Below are 9,724 nucleotides of genomic sequence, written 5' to 3'. Positions count from 1 at the left end.
CAGAGGGTTTCCCTACGTCCGCCCGCTGCACGTAGCGCGCCGCCGGGCGCGGCCAGCCGGGGCGAAGACAGGAGGCGGGCCGCGCCGGAAAGGCGGCGCGCGCCCGCGCCGTGCGCGGGCCTTGATGGACGTAGGGAAAGTTCTACCGCGATCGCGCTCTTGTGCCGTGTTGCTCCTGCTGTTGCCATGGCGGCATCGCCGCTCACGGGACAGGGGAGAGCCATGAACGAGCTGGAAGTCGTGCGTTGGAAGCGGTATGGGCATGATCGCCTCTACGTCAATCTTCCGGATGGGACGGCAGTTGGCTGGGCTGACTGCAGGACGGGTGCGATCACCGTCTTGCGGGCCGAGTATTGCGATCCCGTGACTGTCATCCTGACCCAGCGCTTATCAAGCATCGTTCCGGTGTCCGCCTCTGCTTCGGCGAAGCCTGGCCGGCCGCCGTTACCGCCCCTCACTCCGGCTGATGACCTCGCCTCGAACACTCCCGGAGATGCTCTGCGCCCGCAGGTCGCCGCAGCTGGGGCCAGCACCTTTGCGCGAGTGGTCGCCTGGCTACTGCGGCGCCCGGTCGAGGGGGACTCCTGGCGTAAGGGGCTGGCAGGAGAACGACGCGTGGGAGCTGAGCTCGATCGGTTGCGGCGCCACGGGTGGCGGGTGCTGCACTCCATACCGTTGCCGAGGGACGTGGACCTCGATCATCTCCTGATCGGGCCTGGTGGGGTCTTCAGCGTCAACACCAAGAACCATCCAAACAAGGCCGTTTGGGTCGGGGACGATGCCGTCAAGGTCAACAACGGCCCTCCAGAGCCCTATGCCCGCAAGAGCCGGGCTGAGGCTCAACGCGTACAGCGAGTGCTTGAGCGCTACTGCGGCTTCGCCGTGCCCGTAGAGCCGGTGCTGGTCTTCGTCGGAGTCACCGACCTGAAGGTGGTGGCTACGCAGCTGACGGTGAGGGTGTACCGCGAACGCGAAGTCTCAGCCCTGGCACCGCTGACGGGGATGCTGACCACTGACCAGGTCGAGCACATCTACAGAGTTGCCCGGCATCGTCAGGCATGGCAGGCGGCCTGAGCGGCGAGTCGTCAGGCCTTGATGAGCCTGCGGCCGTCGTGGCTACGCACGTGCGGGCCGTTGCCGTCCAAGGCGTCCAGGAGACGAATGGCGAAGACCTCGGACATGCGCTCGCTGACTTCCTCGGGCGTGAGCCAGTCGACCGCGGTTGACTCGCTCGACGTGCGCTCAGTGCCGCCCGAGGGCTTGCAGCGGAAGACCAGGGCGACGATGCCGCGCGTCGTGTTCTTGTAGACCCCGGTGAGCTCATCCACCTCCACGTGGATGCCCGTCTCTTCGAGGACCTCGCGGGCTACCCCCGTCTCGGGGGGCTCGTGGAGTTCGAGCACGCCGCCGGGGAGTTCCCAAGTGCCGTTGTCGGCTCGGCGGATCGCCAGGAGCCGTCCGTCCTCGCGCACCACCACCCCGGCCACGGACACGGAGTGCATCGGCGTTGACTGGCCTTCCTGCGCGCTGTTACTCATGTACAGGAGCATAGGAGGAAGAGAAGGACTATGGGAACAGCGGTAGGAGGTGAGAGGTCCGTACCCAGGTACGTGCAGATCGCCGACGAGATCGTGCAGCAGATCCGGGCCGGTGTCCTCAAGCCCGGTGACATGGTGCCCAGTGAGTCGGAGCTGGTAGAGCGTTATGGCGTTTCGGGCGGAACGATCCGCAAGGCCATGGTCGAGGTGCGCGCGAGCGGGCTCGTCGAGACCCGGCACGGCAAGGGCTCGATCGTGAAGGATCGCCCACCGGTACGGCATCGGTCCTCCGACCGCTTCCGGCGTTCGCACCGCCGGGGCGGCAAGGCCGCGTATCTTGCGGAGTCGGCGCAGTCCGGCGCCACTGCCAAGGTGAGCGTCCTCTACATCGGTCCTATGGAGGCACCCGAGGATGCCGCGCAACGTTTGGGCGTCTCCGCCGGCACTCAGGTGCTCGCCCGGCGTCGCCTCTACTTCCGTAACGGCACCCCTGTCGAAACGGCGACGTCGTACCTCCCCTGGGACGTGGTCAAGGACATCCCTGAACTCTTCGCCGAGAACCCCGGCGGGGGTGGCATCTATGCCCGACTCGAGGACCATGGGCACGAGTTCGCCGAGTTCGTTGAGACTCTGCAGGCGCGTACGGCTTCCAAGGCAGAGGCCTCGGAGTTGGCGCTCAGCCCTGGAGCTCCCGTGGTGCACCTGATCCGTGAGGCCCGTACGACGGAGGGCCGTGTGGTCGAGGTCTGCGACACGCTCATGGCCGCTGACCAGTTCATTTTCGAGTACAGGATCCCCGCCGTCGACTGACACCTGCTCAACTCCCCTCAGCCCGTCGCGGGTTCTTCTTCGTGACGGGTTGACTCATGTATAGGAGTCAGGCACTCTTCTTCATGTCACTCATATACATGAGTGGCGGAGTCCAGCCCCTATAGAGGAGTGATCTGCTGTGCGTCAGATTCCCGTCGACACGTCCGGCGCGACCCTGATGGTCGCCCAGCCCCCACAGACGAAGGTTGCCAACCGTCAGACCGGCCAGGTCGCGGTGGACCGCGACAGCGGCGAGACCATGTGGACGGTGGACGTGCTGTTCGTCATGAACGGCAGCGCGGAGGTCGTCACCGTGGCGGTGCCCGAGCCGGGCATCTCCGGTGAGCTGGCCATGGGCACGCCGGTGGCGCTGACCGGTCTGGTCGCCCGGCCGTGGGAGAACGAGTTCAACGGCCAGAAGCGGCACGGCATCGCCTTCCGTGCGGTCGCCGTCACCTCGCTGGCCGCTGCAGGCTCGGCGTCCGAGGCGGCCTGAGTCATGACGTGGTTCATGGCCGCTGTGGTTGTGGTCGTCGCCGCTGCGGGTCTCCTGCGGTGGCGGCGCCCCGCCTGGTACTGGCTGACCTTCGGGGTCGCCCTGGCCGCGCTGCGGGTCCTGGTCCGCTACGGCTCGGTCATGGAGGCCTGCGGGCTGACGGTCCCGCCCTCGCGCTGGCGGCTGGTGCTGGCCCGGATGGCCAACCGGCCGGTGCCCGAGTCCCGCCCGCCGCGCATCCTGCACCTGCGGCCGACCCGGACCGGCCTGGTGCTGCGGCTGAAGCTCCGGCCCGGGCAGGACGCCTTCGACGTGGCGGCGGCCACGGACCGGCTGCGCCATTCCTTCTCGATGTACGGCGTGACCTCCCGCGAGGTGCGCTCCGGCGTGGTCGAGGTGCGGATGACCGGCTACGACGTGCTCCGGCGGGTGCAGATGCCCGCCAAGACCGACCGTGCCCCGATGCGGGTTCCGGTCGCGCTGCGGGAGGACGGCTCGGTGCATTACCGCGACTACCGCGCCGTGCCGCACGGCCTGACCCTGGGCGCGACGGAGTCCGGCAAGTCCGTCTACCAGCGCAACCTGGTGGCCGGGCTGGCTGCGCAGCATGTCGCCCTGGTCGGCATCGACTGCAAGCAGGGGGTCGAGCTGTTCCCGCTCGCCCGTCGGTTCTCCGCGCTGGCCGACAACCCGGACACCGCCGCCGAGCTGCTGGAGGCGCTGGTCGCGCACATGCAGGAGGTCTACCAGCTGATTCGGGCCGAGCAGCGCATCAGCGTGGCGGTGCCGGATGCGGAGATCGCCGCCGACATCTGGGACCTGCGCGAAGACCTGCGCCCGGTGCCGATTGTGGTCCTGGTCGACGAGGTCGCCGAACTCGCGCTGAGCACGAAGAAGAACGACCCGCGCCGGGACCGGATCGTCACCGCGCTGGTGCGCCTCGCCCAGCTCGGCCGGGCGGCCGGCATCTACCTGGAGATCTGCGGGCAGCGCTTCGGCTCCGAACTCGGCGACGGCATCACCATGCTCCGCGCTCAGCTCACCGGGCGCACCGCGCACCGCGTCAACGACGAAACCTCCGCCAAGATGGCCTTCGGCGACATCGCCCCGGATGCCGTCCTGGCCGCCATCCAGATCCCGGCCGAGATGCGCGGGGTGGCGATCGCCGGGGACTCGACCGGCGGCTGGCACCGCATCCGCGCCCCGCACACCTCGCTGCGCCAGGCCGTGAACCTCTGCAACAAGCACGCCGACCGCACCCCCGACCTGCCCGCCCTGGCGCCCTACCGGCCCGCGGCTGCGGCGCTGCCCTCGGCCCGGGTGCCGCTGTCCAAGACGGCCCCCGCCACGGCCTGACCCCTTCCCCGCTTCCCTGGTCGGCGCGACCGCCCTCGCGCCAGGTCCCTACCCCCTCCATGCCTCCCGACAGGAAGGAGCTCGCTGTGTTCTGCGAGTACTGCGGCGACGTCGACGGCGACGAGACCGGCATCGACCACGACGAACGCGACTGCCCCTGGTACGACACCGACAACGGCACCGTGACTGTGACGATCGACGCTGACGAGCTGGCCGACACCCTCCAGATGATGGCGGACGACTCCCCGACCCAGCGGGCCGCGATCAACCTGCTCGTCGGCCACGGCCTGTGGATCAAGCGCCTGGCCGAACGGCCCGGCCTGCTGCTGATCGACTACTCCGGACCGGCCCCGGAGCCGTACGGCGTCGACTGGGTCAAGGTGACCGAGGCCCTGGCCGCGAAGGAGCTGCCCGCCTCCGGCGGGGAACTGCGCATCCTGGCCATCGCCGCCTCGCTGGCCGACACCGCCGCCCGGATCCCGCTCGGGGATGCCGTCAGCGGCCTGGATGCGGCCAGCCTCGACCGGGTTCTGACGGCCATCGCCGAGGCCAACGGCCGACCCCGGGTGCGGTGACGGGCATGGCCGCGCGACTGCGGATCGATGCGGTGCTGGTCCAGGCGGTTATCGCCGGGGCGCTGTCCTTCGCGCACCTGCACGACTTGGCCGCCGCTGCCGGACAGGACGGCTGGAAGGCCTGGGCCTACCCGGTCAGCGTCGACCTGCTCCTGGTCGCCGCCTGGCGGCGGCTGCGCACCGATGGGCCGTCCCGGCTGGCCTGGTGCTGGTTCGTGATCGCCCTGGTGGCCTCGCTCGGCGCCAACGTCGCCACCGCCGGACTCCTCGACCTGGGCAACATCCCGGCGTGGCTGCGCATCCTGGTCGCCGCCTGGCCCGCGCTGGCCTTCATGGGCGGCACGCTCCTGGCCCACTCGGCCACAGACCGGGTGCCGGATCCGCCGGCACCTCCAGCCCGGGCACCCGCACCCGACGTCGACCCCGAACCGCGTGCTTCCGAGGCGGAGTTGGACGCCTCCCCGGCGCCTGCGGCCGAGGAAGCTCCCGCGCTTCCCGCCCCTGAGCACACCCCGGCACCGCCCGTTGCCCCGGTTCCGCCGGTCCCGGCCGCGCTGGTCGAGCACGCCCGCAAGGTCGCCGACGACCACCGCGCCCGCACCGGTACGCCGATCGACACCGACACCCTGCGCGCCCGACTTGGCGTCCCGCCCCAGCTCGCCGACGCCATCGCCGCCCAACTCACCTGACCAGAAAGGAGAACCACCCGTCATGCCCGCCCGCGACCACTTCCACTCCGTGATGCGGATCGGCCCCGTGCAGATCGGCACCCACCGCGACCGCAACGGCCAGACCAAGCACGCCGCCGTGTGCACCGCCGACCGCTGCGGCTGGTCCGCCGACTACTCCAGCCAGTCCGCCGCCCAGCTCGCCGCCCGCACCCACCGCTGCAAGGTCCGCTAGGAGGCCACCACCGATGGACGTACCGCTCTGGCTCGCCCTGCTCGTCGTCGGCTACCTCGGCGTCAAGCTCATCCGCCCGCCCTGGTGGCTCATCGCCGTCCTGCTGCTCGGCGGCTTCCTCCTCGCCGACAGCGTCCTGGCCCCCGCCATCGACAGCTTCATCAAGTAGCCCACCAGGAAGGGAGAACCGCTGATGTTCCGCCCGAAGATCCCGACCATGCCCACCCCGACCGGCCAGGTCACGCCGCCGGCCGTGGTCGAGCCGACCGCCGTCGTCCCGGCTGGCCAGACCCCGCCGCCCGCCCCGACGGCTCCGGCGCCGTCCCGGCCGGTGGTCCAGCTCACCCCCGGCACCGCGCTCGCCCTCGTCGGCGGCGGCACCGCCGTGGTCCTGGTCGTCGGCGCCGTCCTGGTCTCCATGCTCCTCGCGGTCGCCATCACCGCCGCCTCGGTCGCCGTCTGCGCCGTCGTCCTGCGCTCCCTGCTCGCCTCCGAGGGCAAGCGACGCTGACCGGCTCCCGGGCGGCCCTGAAACCGCCAAGTCTCCGCCGCCCGGGCGCCGTCCCTGTCCGATCCACAAAACCGGAAGGAACCTCCATCATGACCGGCTCCACCCCGGCCACCAGCAGCAACGCTCGGATCTGCCCGGCCTGCGACGGCTTTGCCTCCGTCGCTATCACCCTCGGCGGGCGCGACGCCCGCGGCCACCTGCGCACCATCACCGCGCACTGCCCGGCCTGCCACGGCACCGGTACCGCCCGCACTCGCCGCAACCGGGAGGGCGCCCGTGCCTGACCTGCTGCTCGACCCGATCACCCTCGGTGACCTGCTGAGGGTGGCTTCGGCCGCCGACTACACCCGCTGGGAAGACCAGATCCGCCGCACCGGCGGCTGCGCCGACCCGATCCACCTGCGCGGCTGGGTCCTGCACAAGGACAAGACGACCGGCGAGACCCTGCACCACTACTCCACCGAGACCGAGCCGGGCGGCCGTCTCCGCGTCGCCTGCGGCAACCGCCGTGCCTCTCGCTGCCCGGCCTGCGCCTGGACCTACGCGGGCGACACCTACCACCTCATCCGCGCGGGCCTGGCCGGAGATGACCGCCGCGACATCCCTGCCACGGTCCGGGATCACCCGCGCGTCTTCGCCACCCTCACCGCTCCCTCCTTCGGCCCGGTCCACAACCGGCCCGACCGCGACGTCTGCCGCTGCGGCACCCGGCATGCCGCCGAGGACCCCGCCCTGGGCACCGCCCTGGACCCGGCCACGTACGACTACGCGGGCGCCGTGCTGTTCAACAACCACGCCGGACAGCTCTGGCAGCGCTTCACCAACCGGCTCCGCCGCGAGATCGCCGCCCGCGCCGGCATCACCCAACGCGAGCTCAAAGAGTGCGCCCGGCTGTCCTACGGCAAGGTCGCCGAGTTCCAAAAGCGCGGCGCCGTGCACTTCCACGCCGTGATCCGCCTCGACGGCCCCGACGGACCAGACACCCCGCCGCCTGCCTGGGCCACGGTCGATCTCCTCGCCGACGCCATCCGCGCCGCCGCCGCGCACTCCTACACCTCGGTCTCCGTCCCGGCCACCGAGGACCAACCGGCCCGCACCTTCCGCTGGGGCACCCAGCTCGACGTCCGGCCGGTGAAGGCCTTCGGCGACGGCTCCGACATCACCGAACAAGCCGTGGCCTCGTACGTGGCCAAGTACGCCACCAAGGCCGCCGAGAACACCGGCACCCCCGACCGCCGCATAGGCGAACTCTCCGAACTCGACCGCCACCAGGTCCCCGACCACACCCGCCGCCTGATCGAAGCGTGCAAGCTGCTCGACCCGCTGTACCCGGACCGCCGGCTGTGGGCCTGGGCCCACATGCTCGGCTTCCGCGGCCACTTCTCCACCAAGTCCCGCCACTACTCGACCACCCTCGGCGCCCTCCGCCAGGCCCGCGCCGACCACCGCGCCGCCCAAGAGGCCGCAGCCCTCGGCCTGGAGGACATCGAGCCGGACACCGTCCTTGTCCTCGCCGACTGGCAGTACGCCGGACACGGCCACACCCCCGGCGAATCAGCCCTCGCCGCCACCATCGCCCGCGACCTCCGGCTCAACCGCGAAACCGCCCGCGAAGCCCTCCTCAGCGAAGGGAGCACAACATGACCCCGGCCGTCCGATCACGCAACATGCTCACCCTCGCTGAGGTCTGCGAAGAACTGAGCATCTCGCGTTCGACCTTCTACGACTGGCGTGCCAAGCGGCGTGCACCCCGCTGCATCAAGCTCCCGAACGGCGACCTGAGGATCCGGCGCACCGCCCTCGACCACTGGCTCGATGACCGGGGGGACGTCGCCTGATGGAGACGACGTACGACGTCAAGGTCTACAAGATCCTCATGTACAAGGGTGCCCGAAAGACCACCTACACGGTGCGCTGGGTGGTCGCTGGCAAGCGCTGGCGCGAGCCGTTCGACACGCTGGCCCTCGCCGAGGGCTTTCGCTCTGAACTGATCCAAGCCACGGGCAAGGGCGAAGCGTTCGTCATCGCGACCGGGCTGCCGGTGTCACATCGCTCGAAGTCGGCTGCCATGAGCTGGTACAAGTTCGCCGTTCAGTACGTGGATGCCCGGTGGCCCCAACTTGGCGGCAACAGCCGCAAGAACACCGCCAAGGCGCTGACGGCAACCACTCTCGCCCTGCTCCGCATCCAGCCCACTCAGTTCGATCCGGTGGCCGTACGGACTGCTTTGCGCGAGTGGGTGTTCAACGCGAATCGTCGATCGGACGCACCGCGGGACGTGGTGACCATCCTCAGATGGGTTGAGCGGAACTCCCTTCCTGTCTCGGTCTGGGAGGACCCCGAGAAGGTCGACGACGTTCTACAGGCCATTGACACCCGGCTCGACGGCAAGCAGGCGGCGGCCTGGTCCCGCAAGCGGCATCGCCGGATCCTCAACGTCGTCATGAAGTACGCGATCCGGCGGCGCATCCTGCGGACCAACCCCCTTCCCAAGGGCAAGGACGCGACGACTGCCACCAAGACGAACAACGCCGTGGACAAGCGCTGCTTGATGAACCCCGACCAGGCGGCGGCGCTCCTCGACTGGATCCGCCGGCGCCCCCGTGGCGGCAAGCGACTGCACGCCTTCTTCGCCACGCTGTACTACTGCGGGCCCCGCCCTGAAGAGGCCGTAGCCATGCGCGTAGGGGACGTGAGCCTGCCCGACGTCGACGCCGACGACCAGTGGTGCGAACTGATGATCCATACCGCGACTCCGGAAGTCGGCAAGCAGTGGACCGACACGGGAGAGATCCACGAGCAGCGCGACCTCAAGGGCCGCGCCGAAGGGGACACGCGCACGGTGCCGGGACATCCTGCCCTGACTCGCATCCTGCGGCAGCACATCGAAGACGAGGAGCTCAAGCCGGGTGATCTTTTGTTCCAGGGTGAGAACGGCGGCATCCTTGCGGGCTCCGTCATCCGCCGGGCCTGGCGCAGCGCTCGCCGGGCAGTCCTGGCTCCGCACGTCTTCGATTCGCCGACCGGAAAGCGTGTGTACGACAACCGGCACACCCGCCTGACCAAGTGGCTCAACGACGGGATCCCGCCCGCTCAGGTGGCCGAGTGGGCCGGGAACAGCGTGCCTGTGCTGCTCGCCACCTACGCCCGATGTGTCGACGGGCAGCTGCCGGACCTGAAGAAGCGGCTCGAAGCCGCCGGGGATCTCCCCGACCTCTCCGGCGCCGACTGATCCGCCGCCGTGAACTTCGACACGTATTCGACACAGCGACCCGCAGAAACCCGGTGACAGCCGGACAGCCCCGGAGTCCTCCCATGATCGGTAGGGGAGTGCCCGGGGCTTTGTCGTGCCCGGCGATACCCGCTCTGAACAGCAGAAACGCCCTCCCGAAGGAGGGCGGAGCATGGGCGCCCCCGGCAGGACTCGAACCTGCGGCCAAGCGCTTAGAAGCTGTGCGAGGTTTAGCGATGTGCTTACCTGCGTCTTTGCAGGTCGCCCCGGAGCAATCTAGGGAAAGGCGCTTGGTCTATCTTC

Annotated in this window: 14 protein-coding genes; 13 read left to right on the top strand and 1 reads right to left on the bottom strand. The window is 69.8% G+C overall.

Annotated features, from left to right (window positions below; all coding sequences use genetic code 11):
• The first annotated feature begins 222 nt into the window (after positions 1–222).
• Positions 223–1,074, top strand: a complete 852-nt coding sequence (locus ACTWQJ_RS38345) for a nuclease-related domain-containing protein (RefSeq protein WP_443311059.1) — start codon at positions 223–225, stop codon at positions 1,072–1,074.
• 11 nt (positions 1,075–1,085) lie between these two features.
• Here ACTWQJ_RS38345 and ACTWQJ_RS38340 read toward each other — a convergent pair whose 3' ends face one another.
• On the bottom strand, positions 1,086–1,550 hold the full coding sequence (locus tag ACTWQJ_RS38340) for an NUDIX hydrolase (RefSeq protein ID WP_443311058.1): 465 nt from the start codon (positions 1,548–1,550) through the stop codon (positions 1,086–1,088).
• An 18-nt stretch (positions 1,551–1,568) separates the two neighbouring features.
• Between ACTWQJ_RS38340 and ACTWQJ_RS38335 the strand changes: the two genes are divergently transcribed.
• The 12 genes from ACTWQJ_RS38335 (at position 1,569) to ACTWQJ_RS38280 (ending at position 9,421) form a co-directional block, all read left to right on the top strand.
• Positions 1,569–2,348, top strand: a complete 780-nt coding sequence (locus ACTWQJ_RS38335; RefSeq protein ID WP_443311057.1) for a GntR family transcriptional regulator — start codon at positions 1,569–1,571, stop codon at positions 2,346–2,348.
• 139 nt (positions 2,349–2,487) lie between these two features.
• Positions 2,488–2,844 (top strand): SCO3933 family regulatory protein, encoded by a 357-nt coding sequence (locus tag ACTWQJ_RS38330; RefSeq protein ID WP_443311056.1) that lies wholly within the window; start codon positions 2,488–2,490, stop codon positions 2,842–2,844.
• A gap of 3 nt (positions 2,845–2,847) precedes the next feature.
• Positions 2,848–4,200, top strand: coding sequence for an FtsK/SpoIIIE domain-containing protein (locus tag ACTWQJ_RS38325; RefSeq protein ID WP_443311055.1), 1,353 nt, complete (start codon positions 2,848–2,850; stop codon positions 4,198–4,200).
• A gap of 86 nt (positions 4,201–4,286) precedes the next feature.
• Complete coding sequence (locus ACTWQJ_RS38320; RefSeq protein WP_443311054.1) at positions 4,287–4,775, top strand: hypothetical protein; 489 nt, start codon at positions 4,287–4,289, stop codon at positions 4,773–4,775.
• Between the two features lie 5 nt (positions 4,776–4,780).
• Positions 4,781–5,464 (top strand): DUF2637 domain-containing protein, encoded by a 684-nt coding sequence (locus tag ACTWQJ_RS38315; RefSeq protein ID WP_443311053.1) that lies wholly within the window; start codon positions 4,781–4,783, stop codon positions 5,462–5,464.
• A 22-nt stretch (positions 5,465–5,486) separates the two neighbouring features.
• A complete protein-coding gene (locus ACTWQJ_RS38310) occupies positions 5,487–5,678 on the top strand; it encodes a mobile element transfer protein (protein ID WP_285430199.1) in 192 nt (63 codons plus the stop codon).
• A gap of 13 nt (positions 5,679–5,691) precedes the next feature.
• Positions 5,692–5,847: a hypothetical protein gene (locus ACTWQJ_RS38305; RefSeq protein ID WP_443311052.1), complete on the top strand. Its 156-nt coding sequence runs from the start codon at positions 5,692–5,694 to the stop codon at positions 5,845–5,847.
• A gap of 24 nt (positions 5,848–5,871) precedes the next feature.
• On the top strand, positions 5,872–6,189 hold the full coding sequence (locus ACTWQJ_RS38300; protein WP_443311051.1) for a SpdD-like protein: 318 nt from the start codon (positions 5,872–5,874) through the stop codon (positions 6,187–6,189).
• Between the two features lie 89 nt (positions 6,190–6,278).
• Positions 6,279–6,473 carry a hypothetical protein gene (locus tag ACTWQJ_RS38295; RefSeq protein ID WP_443311050.1) on the top strand — a complete coding sequence of 65 codons (195 nt, stop codon included), beginning with the start codon at positions 6,279–6,281 and terminating at the stop codon, positions 6,471–6,473.
• Positions 6,466–7,833 carry a replication initiator protein RepSA gene (gene repSA / locus ACTWQJ_RS38290; RefSeq protein WP_443311049.1) on the top strand — a complete coding sequence of 456 codons (1,368 nt, stop codon included), beginning with the start codon at positions 6,466–6,468 and terminating at the stop codon, positions 7,831–7,833. Before ACTWQJ_RS38295 ends, repSA begins: the two co-directional genes overlap by 8 nt.
• A complete protein-coding gene (locus tag ACTWQJ_RS38285) occupies positions 7,830–8,027 on the top strand; it encodes a helix-turn-helix transcriptional regulator (RefSeq protein WP_443311048.1) in 198 nt (65 codons plus the stop codon). The genes repSA and ACTWQJ_RS38285 overlap by 4 nt, the downstream gene beginning before the upstream one ends.
• Positions 8,027–9,421, top strand: coding sequence for a tyrosine-type recombinase/integrase (locus tag ACTWQJ_RS38280; RefSeq protein WP_443311047.1), 1,395 nt, complete (start codon positions 8,027–8,029; stop codon positions 9,419–9,421). Before ACTWQJ_RS38285 ends, ACTWQJ_RS38280 begins: the two co-directional genes overlap by 1 nt.
• Positions 9,422–9,724 lie beyond the last annotated feature (303 nt).

Origin of the sequence: Streptomyces sp. KR55, assembly GCF_052245645.1 — a bacterium.
Classification (GTDB): Bacteria; Actinomycetota; Actinomycetes; order Streptomycetales; family Streptomycetaceae; genus Streptomyces; species Streptomyces flavusporus.
Note: the sequence above shows the minus strand (reverse complement) of the source record. Positions and strands in the feature narration are given on the sequence as shown.

Excerpts from the sequence above, each read along its gene's own strand:
- ACTWQJ_RS38315 (WP_443311053.1), top strand. The coding sequence starts at position 4,781 with ATGGCCGCGCGACTGCGGATCGATGCGGTGCTGGTCCAGGCGGTTATC.
- ACTWQJ_RS38295 (WP_443311050.1), top strand. The coding sequence starts at position 6,279 with ATGACCGGCTCCACCCCGGCCACCAGCAGCAACGCTCGGATCTGCCCG.
- ACTWQJ_RS38280 (WP_443311047.1), top strand. The coding sequence starts at position 8,027 with ATGGAGACGACGTACGACGTCAAGGTCTACAAGATCCTCATGTACAAG.
- ACTWQJ_RS38340 (WP_443311058.1), bottom strand. The coding sequence starts at position 1,550 with ATGCTCCTGTACATGAGTAACAGCGCGCAGGAAGGCCAGTCAACGCCG.
- ACTWQJ_RS38325 (WP_443311055.1), top strand. The coding sequence starts at position 2,848 with ATGACGTGGTTCATGGCCGCTGTGGTTGTGGTCGTCGCCGCTGCGGGT.
- ACTWQJ_RS38310 (WP_285430199.1), top strand. The coding sequence starts at position 5,487 with ATGCCCGCCCGCGACCACTTCCACTCCGTGATGCGGATCGGCCCCGTG.
- ACTWQJ_RS38305 (WP_443311052.1), top strand. The coding sequence starts at position 5,692 with ATGGACGTACCGCTCTGGCTCGCCCTGCTCGTCGTCGGCTACCTCGGC.
- ACTWQJ_RS38300 (WP_443311051.1), top strand. The coding sequence starts at position 5,872 with ATGTTCCGCCCGAAGATCCCGACCATGCCCACCCCGACCGGCCAGGTC.
- ACTWQJ_RS38335 (WP_443311057.1), top strand. The coding sequence starts at position 1,569 with ATGGGAACAGCGGTAGGAGGTGAGAGGTCCGTACCCAGGTACGTGCAG.
- ACTWQJ_RS38345 (WP_443311059.1), top strand. The coding sequence starts at position 223 with ATGAACGAGCTGGAAGTCGTGCGTTGGAAGCGGTATGGGCATGATCGC.
- ACTWQJ_RS38285 (WP_443311048.1), top strand. The coding sequence starts at position 7,830 with ATGACCCCGGCCGTCCGATCACGCAACATGCTCACCCTCGCTGAGGTC.